The 18,410-nt window shown below is 70.9% G+C and carries 15 protein-coding genes; 7 read left to right on the top strand and 8 right to left on the bottom strand.

Annotated elements, in window-relative coordinates:
* Positions 1–101: 101 nt before the first annotated feature.
* From ACWGL1_RS13890 to ACWGL1_RS13915, 6 genes are read left to right on the top strand one after another with little or no spacing between them, the layout of a single operon-like run.
* On the top strand, positions 102–740 hold the full coding sequence (locus ACWGL1_RS13890; RefSeq protein ID WP_346485139.1) for a phosphoribosylanthranilate isomerase: 639 nt from the start codon (positions 102–104) through the stop codon (positions 738–740).
* A gap of 56 nt (positions 741–796) precedes the next feature.
* On the top strand, positions 797–2,008 hold the full coding sequence (gene trpB, locus ACWGL1_RS13895) for a tryptophan synthase subunit beta (protein ID WP_452112369.1): 1,212 nt from the start codon (positions 797–799) through the stop codon (positions 2,006–2,008).
* Positions 2,008–2,505, top strand: a complete 498-nt coding sequence (locus ACWGL1_RS13900) for a hypothetical protein (RefSeq protein ID WP_452112315.1) — start codon at positions 2,008–2,010, stop codon at positions 2,503–2,505. The genes trpB and ACWGL1_RS13900 overlap by 1 nt, the downstream gene beginning before the upstream one ends.
* The gene (trpA, locus tag ACWGL1_RS13905; protein ID WP_452112316.1) at positions 2,502–3,344 is read left to right on the top strand and encodes a tryptophan synthase subunit alpha; all 843 of its coding nucleotides are present in this window, start codon (positions 2,502–2,504) and stop codon (positions 3,342–3,344) included. Before ACWGL1_RS13900 ends, trpA begins: the two co-directional genes overlap by 4 nt.
* 11 nt (positions 3,345–3,355) lie before the next feature.
* Positions 3,356–4,252, top strand: coding sequence for an acetyl-CoA carboxylase carboxyltransferase subunit beta (locus ACWGL1_RS13910; RefSeq protein WP_312220894.1), 897 nt, complete (start codon positions 3,356–3,358; stop codon positions 4,250–4,252).
* A gap of 15 nt (positions 4,253–4,267) precedes the next feature.
* Positions 4,268–5,554, top strand: coding sequence for a bifunctional folylpolyglutamate synthase/dihydrofolate synthase (locus ACWGL1_RS13915; RefSeq protein WP_452112317.1), 1,287 nt, complete (start codon positions 4,268–4,270; stop codon positions 5,552–5,554).
* Positions 5,555–5,557: 3 nt separating this feature from the next.
* On the opposite strand, the gene ACWGL1_RS13920 is transcribed toward ACWGL1_RS13915, so the two are convergent.
* The 8 genes from ACWGL1_RS13920 to ACWGL1_RS13955 form a co-directional block, all read right to left on the bottom strand.
* Positions 5,558–5,974 (bottom strand): hypothetical protein, encoded by a 417-nt coding sequence (locus ACWGL1_RS13920; RefSeq protein WP_452112318.1) that lies wholly within the window; start codon positions 5,972–5,974, stop codon positions 5,558–5,560.
* Positions 5,975–6,068: 94 nt separating this feature from the next.
* Positions 6,069–6,401 carry a thioredoxin gene (gene trxA / locus ACWGL1_RS13925; protein ID WP_003168818.1) on the bottom strand — a complete coding sequence of 111 codons (333 nt, stop codon included), beginning with the start codon at positions 6,399–6,401 and terminating at the stop codon, positions 6,069–6,071.
* Between the two features lie 124 nt (positions 6,402–6,525).
* Positions 6,526–9,954: a double-strand break repair helicase AddA gene (gene addA, locus ACWGL1_RS13930; protein WP_452112319.1), complete on the bottom strand. Its 3,429-nt coding sequence runs from the start codon at positions 9,952–9,954 to the stop codon at positions 6,526–6,528.
* Complete coding sequence (addB, locus tag ACWGL1_RS13935) at positions 9,951–13,025, bottom strand: double-strand break repair protein AddB (RefSeq protein WP_452112320.1); 3,075 nt, start codon at positions 13,023–13,025, stop codon at positions 9,951–9,953. Before addB ends, addA begins: the two co-directional genes overlap by 4 nt.
* A gap of 2 nt (positions 13,026–13,027) precedes the next feature.
* A complete protein-coding gene (murU, locus tag ACWGL1_RS13940; protein WP_452112321.1) occupies positions 13,028–13,741 on the bottom strand; it encodes an N-acetylmuramate alpha-1-phosphate uridylyltransferase MurU in 714 nt (237 codons plus the stop codon).
* Entirely contained in the window at positions 13,738–14,826 is a 1,089-nt protein-coding gene (gene amgK, locus ACWGL1_RS13945; RefSeq protein ID WP_452112322.1) for an N-acetylmuramate/N-acetylglucosamine kinase AmgK, read from the bottom strand. The genes murU and amgK overlap by 4 nt, the downstream gene beginning before the upstream one ends.
* Positions 14,819–15,280: a tRNA (adenosine(37)-N6)-threonylcarbamoyltransferase complex ATPase subunit type 1 TsaE gene (gene tsaE, locus ACWGL1_RS13950; RefSeq protein ID WP_452112323.1), complete on the bottom strand. Its 462-nt coding sequence runs from the start codon at positions 15,278–15,280 to the stop codon at positions 14,819–14,821. The genes amgK and tsaE overlap by 8 nt, the downstream gene beginning before the upstream one ends.
* A gap of 10 nt (positions 15,281–15,290) precedes the next feature.
* Positions 15,291–16,169, bottom strand: coding sequence for a 1-acyl-sn-glycerol-3-phosphate acyltransferase (locus ACWGL1_RS13955; protein ID WP_452112324.1), 879 nt, complete (start codon positions 16,167–16,169; stop codon positions 15,291–15,293).
* A 69-nt stretch (positions 16,170–16,238) separates the two neighbouring features.
* Here ACWGL1_RS13955 and ACWGL1_RS13960 point away from each other — a divergent pair, with 69 nt between their 5' ends.
* The gene (locus ACWGL1_RS13960) at positions 16,239–18,347 is read left to right on the top strand and encodes a dipeptidyl-peptidase 5 (protein ID WP_452112325.1); all 2,109 of its coding nucleotides are present in this window, start codon (positions 16,239–16,241) and stop codon (positions 18,345–18,347) included.
* Positions 18,348–18,410: the final 63 nt, after the last annotated feature.

Consider the following 18,410-nt stretch of genomic DNA (forward strand, 5'->3'; position numbering starts at 1 on the left):
TCCCCCGGTCGTCGCTGCGCTCCGCCGGAGGATGACGAGGGGTAAGGGAGGGGGAGTGCGGCGCTTGACCTGCCCGCCGCAGTCGCGCACCTGCCTGTCTCATGACACTCACCAAGATCTGCGGCCTGACGACGCCGGATACGCTGGATGCGGCGCTGGACGGCGGAGCGGCCTTTGTCGGGGCGGTGGTGTTTCCCAAGAGCCCGCGCCATATCCCGCCGCTGCACGCCGCCACCCTGTTCGACCGGGCGCGAGGCAAGGCGAAGGTGGTCGCCGTCCTGGTCGACCCCGACGACGCCCTGTTGAGCGAAGTCGCCCTGATCCTGCGGCCCGACTTCATCCAGTTGCACGGTCATGAGACGCCGCAGCGCGCGGCGGAGGCGCGGCGGCTGACGGGGGCGGGTGTCATCAAGGCGCTGCCGATCCGGGATGAAGCGGATTTCGCCGGCGTCGCCGATTGGACCGGCGTCGCCGATCATCTGCTGTTCGACGCCAGGCCGCCGAAGGGGGCCGATCTGCCCGGCGGCGTGGGGGCGTCTTTCGACTGGAGGCTGATGCAGAACCGGGCGCTTCCGGCAAACTGGTTCCTCGCGGGCGGGCTGGACCCGCAAAATGTTTCCGAGGCGGTGCGGATTTCCGGGGCGCCGATGGTCGATGTCTCCTCTGGCGTTGAAAGCGCGCCGGGTGTTAAGGACCGGGCCCTGATCAAAGCTTTTCTGGACGCCGCATCGCGGTCCTGATTTCGTCGCCTTCCTCCCTGAAGACTTTCGTTGTGCCCCAGACCGTGCCCCAGACTGTGAACGCCCTATCGAATTCCTACGCCTGGCCTGACGCCGAAGGCCGCTTCGGCCCCTACGGCGGCCGCTTCGTGCCCGAAACCCTGATGCCGCTGATCCACGAGCTGGAGGCGGCCTATAAGGCGGCCAAGGCGGACCCCGGCTTCCAGGCCGAACTGGACGGCTATCTGGAGCACTATGTCGGCCGCGCCAGCCCGCTCTATTTCGCCGAGCGGCTGACCGAGCATTTCGGCGGCGCCAAGATCTGGCTGAAGCGCGAGGACCTGAACCACACGGGCGCGCACAAGATCAACAACTGCATGGGCCAGATCCTGCTGGCCCGCCGCATGGGCAAGACGCGCATCATCGCCGAGACCGGCGCCGGTCAGCACGGGGTCGCCTCGGCCACCGTCTGCGCCCGCTTCGGCCTGCCCTGCACCGTCTACATGGGCGCCGTCGACGTGGCCCGGCAGCAGCCGAACGTCTTCCGCATGAAGCTGCTGGGCGCCGAGGTCTCGGCGGTGACGGCGGGGGCGGCGACGCTGAAGGACGCCATGAACGAGGCGATGCGCGACTGGGTCACCAATGTCGCCGACACCTATTACATCATCGGCACGGCGGCGGGTCCGGCCCCCTACCCGGCCATGGTGCGCGACTTCCAGTCGGTGATCGGCAAGGAGATCAAGGCCCAGGCTCAGCGTCAGATCGGCCGCCTGCCCGACGCGGTCATGGCCTGCATCGGCGGCGGATCGAACGCCATCGGCGCCATGCATCCCTTCATCCAGGACGAGGCCGTGCGTCTGATCGGGGTCGAGGCGGCAGGCCTCGGCCTGGACACCCCCGACCACGCCGCCAGCCTGAAGGGCGGGCGCTCGGGCGTGCTGCACGGCAACCGCACCTATCTGCTGCAGGACGCCGACGGCCAGATTCTGGAGGGCCACTCCATCTCGGCCGGGCTCGACTATCCGGGCATCGGGCCGGAGCACGCCTGGCTGCACGACCTGGGCCGGGGCGAATATCTGTCGGCCACAGACCAGGAGGCGCTGGACGCGTTCCAGACCCTGTGCAGGCTGGAAGGCATCATCCCGGCGCTGGAGTCCTCGCACGCCCTGGCGCGCGCCGGCGACGTCGCCAGACAGATCGGCAAGGACGGCGATCTGGTGATCGTCCTGTCGGGCCGGGGCGACAAGGACATCAACACTGTGGCCAAGCATCTGGACGTGGAGCTGTGATGATGAAGACCCTGCTGATCGCCGCCGCCATGGCGACCCTCTCTCCGACCCTGCCCCTGGCGCAGAACACGGCCGCTCCAGCGCCCCAGGCGCCGGTTCAGGCGGCCCCGGCCATCCCGCCCGGTCCGGCGGCCACGGGAATGCCGGTCCTGCCGCCGGCGACGGAAGCGGCCGACTGCGGCGGCCTGCTGCGCAGTCCGGCCTTCTGCGTGACGGCCCAACTGGATCAGATCGGCGCCCTGGCCGACGCCTATACGGAGCACCTCTCCACCCTGAACTGGCTGGCGGCGGACGGCGACGACAACCGCGTCATCTTCGTGCGCCGCCGCGACGGCGGCGGCTGCGACGGCCTGCAGATGGTCGCCTTCTATGACGTGTCCAAGCCCGCCGAGGCGACCGCTCCGGGCTATCTGGGCTTCGCCGTCATTCCGGGGGATGTCTGCGCCGCGACGCCCGAGCCTCCGGCGCCGACGCCTTCGGAAGGAGCGACTCAGTGACGACCGCACGCATCGACGCCCGCTTCGCCAAGCTGAAGGCCGAGAACCGGGCCGGTCTGGTCCCCTATGTCATGACCGGCGATCCCAGCCGGGATGAGGCGCTGGAAATCCTCAAGGGCCTGCCCGCCGCCGGGGCCGATCTGATCGAGCTGGGCCTGGCTTTCTCGGACCCGATGGCCGAGGGGCCGCCGATCCAGCGCGCCGCCCTGCGCGGGCTGAAGGCGGGGATGACCCTGCGCGGCACGCTCGACCTCGTGGCCGACTTCCGCAAGGGCGATCAGGACACGCCGCTGATCCTGATGGGCTATCTGAACCCGGTGGAATCCTACGGCTATGAGGTCTTCGCCCGCGATGCGGCCGAGGCCGGGGTGGACGGCATCATCGTCGTCGACTGTCCGCCGGAAGAGGCCGGGCCGCTGGCCGCCGCCCTGGACGCGGCCGAGGTCTCCCTGATCCGCCTGGCCACGCCGACGTCCGACGACGACCGGCTGAAGGTCATCGCCGAGGGCACGTCGGGCTTCGTCTACTATGTCTCCGTCGCCGGGGTGACCGGGGTGAAGGAGGCCGTGGCCGCCGAGGTGGCGCCCGCCGTCGAGCGCGTCCGTCGCGCGGCCGGCCTCCCCGTCGCCGTCGGTTTCGGCGTCAGGACGCCTGAACGCGCCGCCGAGATCGCCCGCGTCGCCGACGCCGTGGTGGCCGGCTCGGTCTTCGTGGACGAGGTCGCCGCCGCTCTCGAGGCGAACGAACCCGCCGCGCCGCGCGTTCTGGCCAAGGTGAAGGCCCTGGCCGATGCGGTTCATGGCGCCCGCGCTAGTGCTTCCGTGACGGAAACCGTTTAAAGGCCCCGCCCATGGTCGATAAGAATCCCGAGAACAAGGCACGCGGCGGCTGGCTGTCGCGTTTCGCGCCGGGCGTGCGCAAGATCGTCAGCCCGCGCGACACCCCGGACAATCTGTGGGTCAAGGACCCCGACACGGGCGAGATGCTGTTCCGCTCGGACCTGGAGGCGGCCCTGTGGGTCACGCCGTCGGGCCGTCACATGCGGATCAACGCCCCGACGCGCCTGAAGGCCACCTTCGACGACGGCCTGTATGAGGCGATCGACACGCCGGACGTGCCGGAAGACCCGCTGAAGTTCTCGGACGGCAAACCCTATCGCGACCGCCTGTCGGCGGCGCGCAAGGCGGCGGGCCGCAAGGACACCATGGCCATCGGCTACGGCCGCATCGGCGGCGCCCCCGCCGTGGTCATCGTGCAGGACTTCACCTTCATGGGCGGTTCGCTGGGCATGGCGGCGGGCGAGGCCTTCATCGCCGCCGCGCGCGAGGCGGTGAAGCGCAATGTTCCCTTCGTCTGCTACACCGCCGCCGGCGGGGCGCGGATGCAGGAAGGCGCCCTCAGCCTGATGCAGATGGCCCGCACCACCCTGGCCGTTCAGGAAGTGAAGGCGGCCAAGCTGCCCTACGTCGTGGTGCTGACCGACCCGACCACGGGGGGCGTCACGGCCTCCTACGCCATGCTGGGCGACGTCCACCTGGCCGAGCCGGGCGCCCTGATCGGCTTCGCCGGCCCGCGCGTGATCGAGACCACCATCCGCGAGAAACTGCCGCCGGGCTTCCAGCGCGCCGAATACCTCAAGGACAAGGGCATGGTCGACAAGGTGGTGTCGCGCGGCGACCTGCCGACGACGCTGGGCCTGATCCTGTCCATGCTGATGAGCGGCGCGGCCCAGAAGAAGGCTGCCTAACCGCAGACTCTTTCCATGGACCCGATTTCGGAACGCCTGCGCGCCCGGCATCCCCAGCGCATCGACCTGTCGCTGGATCGGATGCGGGCCCTGTGCGAGGCGCTCGGGAATCCACAGGACAAGCTGCCGCCGGTCGTCCATGTCGCGGGCACGAACGGCAAGGGCTCGACGGTCGCCCTGATCCGCGCCATTGCAGAATCTGCGGGTCTGCGCGTCCACGCCTACACCTCGCCGCATCTGGTGCGCTTCAACGAGCGTATCCGGCTGGCCGGGACGCTGATCACCGATGACGCCCTGAACGCCACCCTCGACCGGGTCGAGGCGGCCATGACCGAAACGGGCGGGCAGGCCACGGTGTTCGAAAGCACCACGGCGGCGGGCTTTCTGGCCATGAGCGAGACCCCTGCGGACCTGGCGGTCATCGAGGTGGGCCTCGGCGGCGTGCTGGACGCCACCAACGTCATCGCCCGGCCCCTGCTCAGCGTCATCACCCCCGTCGATCTGGACCACGCCGAGTTCCTGGGCACGACCCTCGAGGGCGTGGCGGGCGAGAAGGCGGGCATATTGAAAGCGGGCGCGCGCGGCGTCGTGGCGCGCCAGTCCGAGGCGGCCATGGCCGTGATCGCGCGCCGCGCGGCCGAGGTCGGCTCGCCCCTGACCGTCATGGGCGTCGACTTCGACGCCTGGGCCGAACGCGGCAGCCTCGTCTATCAGGATCAGGAGCGGTTCCTCGACCTGCCCGCGCCCGCCCTGTCCGGCGCGCACCAGTTCGACAACGCCGGCGTCGCCATCGCCGCCGCGCTGGAGCTGGACCTGCCCGAAACCGCCATCGCCGAGGGGCTGAAGGCCGTGCGCTGGCCCGCGCGGATGCAGCGGCTGACCGCCGGCCCCTATGCCGACAAGGCCCAGAAGGCCGACGCCGAACTGTGGCTGGACGGCGGGCACAATCCCCACGCCGCCCGCGCCCTGGCCCGCGCCCTGTCCGATCGCCAGACGCGCGCTCCGCGCCCCACGGCTCTGATCGTCGGCATGCTGGCCAACAAGGACGCCGGCGGCTTCTTCGAGGCGCTAAAGGGCATCGACGCCCAGGTCTTCACCGTCGGCTTCGAGGGAACGGCCGCCGAGCCGGAGGCCCTGGCCGCCGTCGCGCAGGGGCGCGGCTTCGGCGCCATGGCGGCGGGATCTGTGGACGCCGCGCTCGACCGCGCCCTGACCCTGGGCGCCGGACGGGTGGTCATCTGCGGCTCGCTGTATCTGGCGGGCGAGGTGCTGGGCGCCAGCCGCGAGACCTGGCCGGCCTAACCTTCAGGCGGGGCGCAACCGTCCCAGCCTGTCCAGGACCTTCCGCCGTTTGAGCGGGACGCCGAAATAGGGGTCGTTCGAGGTGCGCCCCAGGCGATCCGTCACCGTGATTTCGACTCGGTGCAGAGGCGGCGCGCCTACGAAGCGCGCCGTCAGGCCTGCAAAATCGGTGATGTCGACGTCCTGCCTCCGGCAAAGATCCGGCAAGGCCCTCGCGTATAGCTGGACGGCGCGGGCCAGATGGTCGGAAACGGCGGGACTGCACTCTCCGGTCAGGAAGTCTATGTCCATCTGTCGCGACGGGGTTTCGGCGACAGCAGCCCAGATGTCGATTTCATAGACGCCGATCATGAAGCCTGCGCCGCTGGCGAACGAGTCCGCGATGTTGTGCGCGATGGATGTCAGGACGGCGTGTTTCATGATGATTTGCGCATTGGCGGCGGCAGGAGCTCTGTCCAATGAAAAGCCCGCCGAACGGATGTCCGGCGGGCTTCAGAACATCAGGCGTCCAGTTTCAGTCCGCCTTCACGCCGGCTTCGGCCAGCCATTCGACGATTTTGCCCTTGGGCATGGCGCCGACCTTCATCGAGGTCATTTGGCCGTCCTTGAACAGCATCAGGGTCGGAATGCCCTTCACGCCCATCTTGGACGGGACCATCGGGCTATCGTCGATGTTGACCTTGGCGACGGTGACCTTGCCGGCCAGTTCGTCGGCGATCTGCTCCAGCGCCGGGCCGATCTGCTTGCAGGGGCCGCACCACTCGGCCCAGAAGTCCACCAGAACGGGGGTCGAGGATTTCAGGACGTCGGCGTCGAAGCTGTCGTCGGTGACTTTCACAGTCGCCATGAATGGCTCTCCTTTGGTGCGCTACGCTCGCGACGCGGTCGCTCGCTGCTTGAGCGCGTTTAGTGGCGCGCCGAATTGAATTTCCGGCGTTCAGGCACAGATGTGGGTGCGAATCCCCGACAAATCAACGCGCATTTTCGAGAGCGGCGTCCATCAGGCCCTGCGGCACGGCCATCAGCTTCGGCCCGTCGGTCCAGACCAGGGCCGCCTCGACCGCGCGGTCTGGATAGAGGCGGCGCAGGACGGCGGCGTAGATCGCCATCTGCAGCACATAGGCCGGATCGGCGTCTTCGACGTGATCGGGAGCGGGACGGTTGGACTTGAAGTCGACCACCAGAACCCGCTCGGGCGTGACCACCAGCCGGTCGATCCGGCCCGAGATCGACACGCCGGACGGCAGGTCGGGCGCGGTCCCGGTCAGGGCGACCTCGGCGCGGCTGCCGGGGCCGAAGACGGGGGCGAAGCGGGCGTCGTCCAGAACGCCGAAGGCGGCGGCGATCATCTCGGCGCGCTGATCCTCGGTCAGGTCGCGCTCGCGCGCCAGCATCCGGTGCGCGGCGTCGGGACGGTCGGGCGACGGCAGGTCCGGCAGGCGCTCCAGCAGACGGTGGATCAGGTCGCCGCGCCGGAACCGGCCGAGGCCTGCGCCGGGGCCTTCGCCCCGCGCCAAGGGCGACGGCGCCGGGATGCGCTTCTGTTCCTGCATCTGCGAGGGCGAGGCGAAGCGGGCGGCGGCGTCGCGCGGCGGGTTGGTCCGCGCCCAGTCGGGCGCCTCAGGGCGGGCTTCAATCGTGGCGACGGCGGCGGGAAGGCTGTCGGGATCGGCGCCGTAGCGGCGGACGCCGCCGTCCAGCTCTCGCACCTGATCGCCTAGCCGGTCGAAGGTCTCTGCGATCACCGACCACCAGTCCCCGGCCTCGGGCGCGCGTTTCGAGCCGCGTCCCATGACGATCACCCGGTCGCGCGCGCGGGTCAGGGCGACGTAGAGCAGGCGCAGGGATTCGTCGCCGACCCGCGCCTCGCGCGCCGCGCGGGCGTCGGCCGAGGCGGGGCAATCTTCCTTGGACGAGCCGGGGCACATCAGCCAGGCTTCGCCGCTCTCGGTGGGGACTGGCATCAACGACGGTCCCTGCGCCTTCGCCTTCATCGTCGTGTCAGGCAGGATGACGACCGGCGCCTCCAGCCCCTTGGCGCCGTGGACGGTCATGACGCGGACCTCGCCGCGCGGCCCTTCCAGTTCGCGCTTCACCTCGACGTCGGCGGCTTCCAGCAGGGCGAGACAGGTCTCCAGATCGGTCCCGCCGCGCCCTTCGGCGGCCAGCACCTGATTGAGGGTCTCGTCGATGGCTTCCTCGGCCTCGCGGCCCAGACGGGTCAGGATGCGGGCGCGGCCTGAGACGCCGGTCGCGTCCACGCGGTTCAGCAGGCAGGAGAAAAAGCCGAAGGGATCAAGGTCGCGCGCGCCGCGCGCCGTGCGCAGCAGGTCGAGCGCCTGACCCCAATCGGGCCGCTCTTCAGCCCGTTTTTTCAGCTCGCGCCACAGGCCGTCGCGCTTCTCGCGGCCCGCCAGTTCGAACAGGCTGTCCTCGTCGACGTCGCAGAAGGGGCCGCGCAGCACCTCGGCCAGCGTCAGGTCGTCGCCGGGGAAGAGGGCGAAGCGGGCCAGCGCCTTCAGGTCGTCGAAGACGATGTGCTGCGACAGCTTCAGCCGGTCGGCGCCCGCCACAGGCGCGCCCGCCGCCTTCAGGCCACGGATGATTTCCTCGAACGTCGCATCGCGGCGGCGAACCAGGATCAGGAAGTCGCCGTAACCGCAGGGGCGAGGCGTCCCGCCCTTGTCGAAGACGACGGCGCCGGTCTCGACCTGGCGCTTGATTTCGAGCGCCAGGGTCTGGGCCATGCGTTTGCGGGCGCTGGCGGCGCCTTCCTGATCGACGGGATCGGTCCAGGCGTCGCGCTCGGGCGGGGCCTCGTCGACGAACAGGGGCCATAGTTCGACCGCGCCGGGCTGGCCTTTGCGGGCGGCGGTATGGTGCGGGATCTCGCCCGTTTCTCCGACTAGCGCCCGGGCGCGTTCGGGCGTGGCGAAGACGTCGTCCACGAACTTCAGCACCGCCTCGGTCGAGCGGTAGGAGGTCTCCAGCGGCACGCCTTCGAAGGCCCCGCCTGCTCCCGTGATCAGGCCGTCATAGACCTGAGCTTCCTGCCGCAGTCGTTCGGGCCGGGCGCCCTGGAAGGAGTAGATGGACTGCTTCTCGTCGCCGACGGCGAAGACGGTGCGGTCGGTGTCGGGGACGGTGAAGAACTCGCCGGTCAGGGCGCGCATGATGGCCCACTGTTCGGGGGCGGTGTCCTGGGCCTCGTCGATCAGGACGTGGTCGACGCCGCCGTCCAGCTTGTACAGCACCCAGGCGGCGGTCGAACGGACGGTCAGCAGTTCAACCGTGCGCGCCACCAGATCCGAGAAGTCCAGCGCGCCGTGCGCCGTCTTGGCCGCCTCGTAGAGGGCGGCGTGGGCGTTGGCGAGGGTCAGCAGCCTGATGGTGTCGTCGGCGACCTTGGCGGCGCGCAACTGGTCGCGGGCGGCCAGAAACTTGTCCTGCAGATCGGTCAGCCAGCCTGCGGCGTCGGGCGGCGCCTGCTTGGTCGCCATCGACTTGCGGGGCGCTCCCGCGCCGGTCAGGAAGACGACGCCGAGACCGGGGAAGCTCCAGTCGTGGTCGATGGCGTGGATCAGTTCGGCGGCGCGGTCCTTGTCGGTCTTGGAGCCGGTGGCCATCAGTTCGGCCATGCGGCGGACCTCGCCGCGGCCCACCCAGCGAAGGAAGTCGGCCTCGATGTCCTCGGGCGTCTTTTGCGGATCGGCGCCGGTCAGGACGTAAGGGCCGGGCGCGCGGCCGTCGGCGACGCGAGCGACATAGTCGGTCAGTTCGGCGCGTTTGCTCTCGATCAGGGCCAGAAGATCCTGGAAGCGGCCCCAGTCCAGCTCGACCGCGAAATGGCTGTAGGCCTCGCCGATCGGCCCCTCGGCGTCGGCCAGGGCGGCGCGGGCCAGGTCTTCGCGCGCGGCATGAGACAGGGCGACCGCCGCCTCGTTCTCCAGCACGGTGAAGCGCGGCGACACGCCCGCCTCGATGGGGAAGCGACGCAGCAGCTTTTCGCAGAAGGCGTGGATGGTCTGGATCTTCAGCCCGCCGGGCGTCTCCAGCGCGCGGGCGAACAGGCGGCGCGCCTCGGACAGACGGGCCGGATTGAGGTCGGCGGGATCGCTGTCGTCCAGTTTCGCCAGCTCGGCGGACAGGGCGGCGTCGTCCATGACGGCCCATTTGCCCAGCGTCTCGAACAGGCGCGCCTGCATCTCGGCGGCGGCGGCCTTGGTGTAGGTCACGCACAGGATGGCCGAGGGCGCGGCGCCGCCCAGCAGCAGGCGCGCCACCCGGCTGACCAGGGTGGTGGTCTTGCCCGACCCGGCGTTGGCGGTGACGAAGACCGAGCGGGCGGGATCGGCGGCGCGGGTCTGGGGGTTGAGGCTGTCGCGGACGTGGAGGTTCATTCCGCCTCTCCTTCTTCGCCGCCGCCGATGACGTGCCATTCCCAGACGCGGGCCAGCAGGTTGTAGGGGCTGTAGCTGCCCATCAGATGAGGTGCGGCCCACGAGAGGTAGGGCGTCTCCGGCCGGTCGAATTCGGCGACGCGGGCCATCAGGCCTTGCAGAGCGGCGTCGGACAGAGCCTGCGCCTCGGGTCCGGCGGCGCGCACGGCGACCTCGCCCGCCTTCTTGCGGCCGACGACGCGGACGTAGGTCAGTTCTTCCGGCGCGACGGGGCCGTTGGTCTCCTTGAAGCCGCCGGCGGCCAGGATGGCGCCGGTCAGGGTCAACTGGGGGGCGAAGCCCGCCTTGATCTGTTTGGCGCTCGGAACCTGGCCGGTCTTGAAGTCCATGACGGCGGCCGACAGGGCGCCGACCTCGATGCGGTCGGCGTAGGCCTTGACGGTGAAGGGGCCGCCGGGCGCCTCAAAGGTCAGAGCGCCCTGCTGTTCGATCAGCAGGGTCACGCCGCGCGCGCGGCGCTCGGTCTCGAACCCGGCCAGCCAGCGGGCGGCGTTCCTCGCCAGCGGCGCCTCGCGGGCCATGGCGGCGTCCTCAAAGCCGTGGGCGCCCAGCTCCTCCAGCAGCAGGCGCTCGATCACCGCGTCGAGATCGTCGGGCAGCAGGTCGGGCCAGTCCTCGGTCAGGCGCTCGATGGCCTTGTGCACCGCGTTGCCGCGCGCCAGGGCCTCGGCCGAGGCGCCGGGGCGCTCCATCGGTTCGAGGTTCAGCAGGCGGCGGGCGTAGAGGGCGTAGGGGTCGCGGACCCAGCGCTCGACGCCGGTGACATAGAGGCTGCGCGGGCGGCGCTCGACCGGGGGCGTAGGCGCCGGGCGCGGGGCCAGCCGGGCGGGACCGGGCGGCGGGGCGTCCAGGGCGCGGGTCCAGTCGGCGACGCCTTCGGGCGCGCTGAGGCTGACCGGGGTGTCGGGCGCGTCGGCGCCGCGTGTCAGCATCTCCAGCCGCCACAGCCAGCGCGAGCGCACGGCGGGCTGGCCGCCGCGACGCTCGCAGTGGACCAGAACGGCTTCGTCGGCGCAGGCGGCCTGAACGAAGTCCTGCGCCGTCTGGCCCAGACGCCGCTCGGGCGCGGGCAGGGGCAGGGCGGCGCGCATGGGCCGCGACAGGAAGGGATCGACCGGGGCGGCGTTCGGCCAGACGCCCTCCTCCAGTCCGGCCAGGATCATGCGGTCGGCCCGCGCCAGCCGCGCCTCGATGGCGCCGAGGATGCGAAGGGACGGGTGGGTGGCGCCGCCGGTGCGCACCGTGGCCTCGGACAGCAAGGCGGCGATCAGATCGGCGAACTCGGCGGGCGTGGTCTGGCCCAGCGGGCCGCCGCCCTCGATCAGGGCCGACAGCAGGGAAGCCGCGGCCTCGCCGTCCGGTCCGGCCCAGGCGTTCTGACCGGCCAGCGCCTCGATCAGGGCAGTCAGGGTTCGGGCGGCCTGGTCCGGCGCACAGGGGCGGGCGGTCGCCAGCGTCTCCAGCCGGTCGGCGAGGGTCTGCGCGCCCTTCAGACGGGCCAGCTTCCAGTCGGCCAGCGGCAGGCCGCCGCGCCGAGGCTCGGCCGCCTTCAGCAGGCGTTCGTGAAGCTGGAACCAGCGCCGCGGACGCGGGCCGCGCAGGGCGTGCTCCTCCAGCGCCTCGGCGGCGTCGAGCAGTGTCGTCTCGCCCAGATCGAGACGGACCAGCGGGTGCTTCAGCAGGGCCAGCAGGGTCTGCGGCTTCAGCGGTTCGGCCAGGAAGCGGGCGCAAAGGTCGACCAGCACCCCCGCCGTCATCCGCGACAGCGGCTGGCCGGTGGAGGAGTCGGCGACGACGCCCCAGCGCGCCAGCCGCGCCTCGACGCGGCGCGACAACTGCAGGTCCGGCGTCACCAGGGCGCAGGTGATCGGACGGCCGTCGGGCGTGCGATGCTCAAGGCTCTCGCGCATCATCAGGGCGACGGCGGTCGCGGCCTCTTCCTCGGCGCGGACGGACAGGACGGTCAGGCCCGACAGGCCCTCGGCGATGGGGTCGGCGGCGCGGCCCGCCTCGGCCGAGCGGGCGCGCAGGCGCTTGATCTCGCGGCGCCAGTCGTCGGTGGCCTCGGCGGGGCGCAGGGCCTCGTTGATCAGGCGCTGGCGGGCCAGACCGCGCGCCTCGATGGCGGGGTCGAGCGGCGGCTGGAACCACGGCTGGACGGCCTCGCGCGCGACCTCGGCGCGGGTCAGCAGGGCCTTCAGCGCGGCCTGCGGATGCTGGTCGTCGATGCGGTCCCAGGCGTCGGCGGCCAGATCGAGGTCGAGGCCGGGCAGGACGACCACGCCCTGCGGCGCTTTCGCCACCGCCTTCAGCACATCGGCGGCGGCGGGGACGGTGCCGGTCGAACCGGCGGCGATGACCGGGGCCTGCGGCGGGCGGGCGTCCCAGGCCTCGGCCAGACGGCGCAGCAGGGTCGCGCGGCGCCACGCCGGATCGACCAGGCCGAGCGCCTCCAGACGCTTGGGCCAGGCCTCGACGGCGAGGCCGAGGAAGCGGGCGCTCTCGCGCCAGTGCTCGGCCAGATCCTGTTCCGCCAGGGTGGCGACGCGCGACAGGTCCGAGACTTCCTCCAGCTGGCAGGAATCGAGGAAGGCGCTCAGCGCATCGGCCATTTCGAGGGCGCGCAGGGGCTTCATGCCCGGCTCGAATTTCTCGGCGATCATGCGCGCCATCTCGAAGCGGCGCGTCAAGGGGGCGATGGCGGGCGGTAGGTCCAGACCCAGCTCGCCGGGGGCGAAGGGCGGCTCGTCCTCCTCCAGATCGCCGAGCGGGCGCACCTGGGGCAGCAGGACGGGGCGCTCGCCCGCCAGCTTGCCCAGGGCGAAGGAGAAGGCGCGGGCGGCGCGGCGGTTGGGCAGCAGGATGGTGGCGTCGGTCAGGGCCTCGGGCGGGGCGTCGCCCAGCCAGTCCAGCACCCCCGCCGCCATGTCTTCGAGGAAGGGCCGCCAGGCGGGCACGGCGCGCCAGCGCGGCCCGCTTCCGGCGAACGGATCGAAGCGCCCCCCCGTCATGATCAGGTCTCCGCCTTCAGCCGGGCTTCGGCCTCGTCACGTGCTTGGGGGTCGCCGACGTGCATCCAGTCGCCGTCCAGCACGCAGCCGAACAGGCGCCCCTCGGCGGCCGAGGCGCGCCACAGGGGGCTGAGGGAGAAGGGGCCGTCGGGGCCTTGGTCGGCGTAGTCGGGGCGGGTGATGTGGACGCCCATATAGGCGTAAGGCGCACTGGCGGCCTCGCCCCGGAAGGTCAGGGCGCCGTCGTCGCCGAGGAAGAAGTCGCCGCCGCCTTCAAAGCCGATGGAGCCCTCGCGCCGGGCCAGCAGCAGGGCGGCGTCCATGCGCGCAGGATCCCACAGGCGGATCAGGTCGCCCAGAGCGTCGCCCCGGTCGATCCACACGCTGTCGATATTGGCCACGAACACCGGACCGTCGCCCAGCAGGGGGCGGGCCTTCTTCAGGCCGCCGCCGGTCTCCAGCAGTTCGGCGCGCTCGTCGGAGATGCGGATCATCGGGCGCGTGCGGGCGGCCAGATGGCTTTCAAGCCGGTCGGCGAACCAGTGGACGTTGACCACGGCGTCGGTCACGCCCGCCTCGGCCAACCGGTCGAGGACGTGGTCGATCAGCGCCTTGCCGCCGACCTCGACCAGAGCCTTGGGACGGTCGTCGGTCAGGGGCCGCATCCGCGTGCCGAGCCCGGCGGCGAGGACCATGGCGGTGGTGGGGGCGGTCATCGACGCAGATCCTCCGGCACATGGCGGTCCATCCAGGCGGCGACGGCGTCGAGGCCCGCCGCCTGCAGATTGGCGTTCAGGTGCGCCCACATGCGCGGTATGAATGCGGCGTAGCGGGGCTTGCCGTCGCGGGCGATCAGGCGGGCGAAGATGCCCAGAATGCGCGCCTCATTGAGGGCGGCCAGACCGGCGTAGGCGGCCATGAAAGTCTCGCGGTCGGCCTCGGGGCGCAGGGTGAAATAGTGGTCGAGCGCCAGAGCCTCCAGCTCAGGCGCCACGTCGCGGCGGGCGTCCTGCAGCAGGGAGTGCAGATCCCATGACGGGTGGGCCTTCACCGCGTCCTGGAAATCGATCATCCCGACCGAGGCGGCGCCGGTCCTGCCGTCCAGCCGGATCAGGTTCTCCGCGTGGTAGTCGCGGTGGGCCATGACGGTCGCGCCCGCCTCGCCCGCCGCCGTGATCGGCGCCCAGGCCGCGCGCCACTCGGCGATGGCGGCTTCGTCGAAGCTCAGCGCGGGAAGCAGTTTCGGCAACCATTCGACCAACAGGTCGGCTCCGCCCTGCAAAGCCGTCTGGTCATAGGTCAGCAGGGGCCAGTCGCCTGCCGGGCCGTTCAGCGACTCTGGCGTCGGGGCGGCGTGCAGGACGGCCAAAGCCTCGACGGCGGCGCGATAGAGGGGGGCGGGGTCGGCGCCGTCCTCGATGACGCGGGCGAACAGGGCGTCGCCGAAATCCTCGATCAGGGCCAGGCCGTTCGGAGCATCGACGGCGACGATCTCGGGCGCGGACAGGCCGAGCGACTTCAGATGGGCGGCGACGGCGGCGAAGGCCTCGATGCGTCCGGCCGACAGGCGGGCGACGGCGTTCCAGCCGTGGGCGTGGCGCTGTTCCGGCGTCCACGATGGATCGCAGGGCCGGCTTTCGGCGGCGGGGGCCTGATCCATCAGCATCAGGGAGGCGCCCGAGGCCGTCGTCAGCCGTTCGTAACGCCGCGTCGAGGCGTCGCCGGGCAGGGGCGCGCGGACGGCCTCGGCCAGACCGGCCGAGCGCAGGAAGTCGAGACGGAGGGCTTCGCGGTCAGACATGGAGTTCCTTCAGTTTGGCTTCCCACGACCCTGCGCCAGTTGCGGTCGCAAGCCGGCCTTCGCCGTCTTCGGCGATGGTGATCGTCAGCCGGTCGGGGCCGAGCATCCGGCCAGGATCGTCACCCAGCCGTTCGGGCCATTCGATCAGGGCGCAGCCCTCGTCCAGCGCCTCGTCCAGCCCGACCTCGAAGGCCTCCTCGGGCCGGCTGAGGCGATAGAGGTCGAAGTGGGCGATGGGCGGGTCGCTCTCATAGAACTGGACCAGGGTGAAGGTCGGCGACGGCACGTCCTCATTGGGGCGCGTCAGGGCGCGGATCAGGCCGCGCGCCAGCGTCGACTTGCCCATGCCCAGCGGGCCGTAGAGCAGAACGGCCTCGCCCGGCGCCAGCAGGGGGGCGATGGCTTCGCCGAGGCAGGTGGTGGCGTCGGCGTCGGGAAGGTCGAAAGTCGTCATGCGGAGGGCATCAGGCGAAGGTCGCGTCAGGATCGGCGGCCAGGGTCCGCTCGACGAAGGTTTTCAGTTTCAGAGTGGCGGCCTGGGCGTCGACGTCCAGGGCCGGCGGCGGGATGGGGCGGCCGACGATCAGGTCGAAGGCGCGGCCCTTCTTGTTCAGCAGTTCGTGGAAGAGGGTGATGTCGCGCAGCTCCTGCGACACCTTGTCGAACAGATGGAACAGGCGGCTGGTCGGGCCGGAGACGTGGATCGGGACCACCGGCGCCTCGTATTTGCGGGCCAGGGAGGCGGCGGTGGCGGCCCACTCGGGGTCGGTCAGCAGGCCGTCCGCACCGACGCGGGCCAGGCGCCCGGCCGGGAACATGACGACGCAGCGTTCGGCCTCGAACGCCTCCTTGGCGGCCTGGAGGGTGGCGCGGGTCTTCTCGCGCGTGCGCTTGGCCGTGACCCATTCGACGGGGACGACGGTTTCCGACAGGCGCGGCGAGACGCGCAGGGCGTCGGCGTTGGCGAAATAGATCAGGTCGTTTCGCACCGTGCGCAGGGCGTCATGCACGGCCAGGCCGTCGGCGATGCCGGTCGGATGGTTGCACACCACCAGACAGCGGCCCGAGGCGGGCAGGCGATCCAGATGCGCCGTCCGCACGGTCAGCTCCAGCAGGTCCGAGACATAGTCCAGCGCCTGACGTCCGGCCATGGGGCCGATGGCGTCGGCCATGCGCCGCGCCTTGGCGTAGTCGAGCAGGCCGTAGAGGGCGGGCCGCGCCAGGGGCCAGGCGGCCGATCCCGTCAGCCGGGGCGCGCGCTCGGCGATCAGCACGTCGACGATGTGAAGAGCCGGACTCATCGCCTGCTTGTCGCCGAGGCGGCGGCGGCGGGCAAGCGCCATCCCGCTTGGCGAAGCGGGAACGGCCCCCTATGCAGGAAGCCTGACCATTCTTTGGGGGAATGTAGCGTAATGACCCGATCACACTGGATGACGGCGGCGGCCGTCCAGATGCTGTTGCTGGCGGGCGGCCTGGCGGCGACGCCGACGCTGGCGCAGGAAACGCCGGTCGCGGCTGCGGCTTCGGCCCAGGCCCCGGCTTCCGATCGTCTCGGCCTGAAGGATCTGGCGACGATGGAGCGGGTCGGCGATCCGCGCGTCTCGCCCGACGGCCGCCGCGTCATCTACGCCGTGACCACCACGGACTGGGCCGGCAACAAGAACCAGACCGGCTTGTGGATGGCCGACGTCGACGGCGCGACGGCGCCGCGTCGCCTGCCGATCTCCGACGGCGGCGTCTCGAGCGCGCGCTGGGCGCCGGACGGGCAGTCGATCTATTTCCTGTCGTCACGCGGCGGATCGAACCAGGTGTGGCGCGCGGACCGCGAGGGTCTGGCGGCGGCGCAGGCGACGACGCTTCCGGTCTCCGTGTCGGGCTTCCGTTTCACGCCGGACGGCAAGGCCCTGGTGCTGGGCGTGTCGGTCTATACGGATTGCGAGACCCTGGACTGCACGAAGGACCGACTGGCCGAGCGGGCCAAGTCGACCCAGCAGGTCTATGACCGGATGCCGCTGCGCGTGTTCGACCGCTGGGCTGACGGGCGCCAGAGCCATCTCTTCCTGCAACCGCTGAACGGCTCGGGTTTCGCCGAAGGCCCGCCGCGCGATCTGACCGCCGGACTGGATGCGGACGTCGGCGTGGGCGAAGGCGGACTGACGCTCTCGCGCGACGGGCGGACCCTGATCTATTCGACGCGGACGCAGGACGACCGCGCGCCCTTCACCAACAACAGCGACCTGTATCGCCTGAGCCTGGACGGCGGCCCCGCCGTCAACCTGACCCCGGATCACTCGGGGCCGGACGGCGCGCCCGCCCTGTCGCCCGACGGACGGCGCCTGGCCTGGCTGGCGGCCCCGCGCGAGAACGTCGGCGGCGATCAGCCGGTGGTCATGGTGGCCGATGCTAACGGCGCGAACGCTCGCGCCCTGACGAACTGGGATCGCGGCCCCAGCGGCCTGACCTGGCGTTCGGACGGCCGGGCGCTCTACGTGACGGCCGCCGACGAAGGCCAGAACCGCCTGTTCGAGATCGACGCCCGAACCGGCGCGGTGAAGGCCCTGACCGACATCGGCTCGGTCGGTGATTTCGACGAGGTCGGCGGCGTTCTGGCCTATGCCCATGAGAGCTTCACGGCCCCGACGCAGATCTTCATCGCCCGCAACGGCCAGACCGCCCGTCAGGCGACGCAGCACAACGCCGAGTTGCTGGCCCGCATTGACCTGCCCCGTCCCGAGGAGATCCGTTTCCCCGGCTGGAACGACGAGACGGCGCACGGCTGGGTGTTCAAGCCCGCAGGCTTCGTCGAGGGCCGCCAATATCCGGCCGTCTATCTGATCCACGGCGGGCCCAAGTCGCCCTGGACCGAGAGCTGGTCCTACCGCTGGAATCCGCAGGTCTATACGGCGGCGGGCTATGCCGTGGTGATGGTCAACTTCCATGGCTCGCCGGGCTACGGCCAGGCCTTCACCGACGCCATCAACGACCACTGGGGCGATCGTCCGCTGGAAGACCTGCAAAAGGGCTGGCAGGCGGCCCTGGCGGCCAATCCCTGGATCGACGGCCAGCGGGCCTGCGCGCTCGGCGCCTCCTACGGCGGCTATATGGTCAATATGATCGCGGGCAAGTGGAACGAGCCGTGGCGCTGCCTGGTCAACCACGCGGGCGTGTTCGACGTGCCGCAGCTGATGAACGCCATGGACATCTCGACCTTCATCCATGAGTTCGGCGGCGCGACCTGGGACCGCAAGGCGGTCTATGACGCCCACAACCCCGAGACCTACGCAGGCGACTGGAAGAAGCCGATGCTGGTGCTGCACGGCTCCAAGGACTTCCGCGTGCCGATGGAGCAGGGGCTGGCGACCTTCTCGGCCTTGCAGCGGCTGAACATTCCCAGCCGCTTCGTCCATGTGCCGGACGAGAACCACTGGGTGCTCAAGCCGCAAACCTGGGTCGAGTGGCAGCAGGAGATTCTGGACTGGACGGCCGACTGGACGAAGGAAGGTCAGCAAACGGCCCCTTAAACAGGAGGCTTTGCGGGCGGCGCGCGGCGGTGTTAGGCCTTCGGCCAGACTTCACATCCGCAT

The sequence above is a fragment of the Brevundimonas sp. NPDC055812 genome (assembly GCF_053616535.1).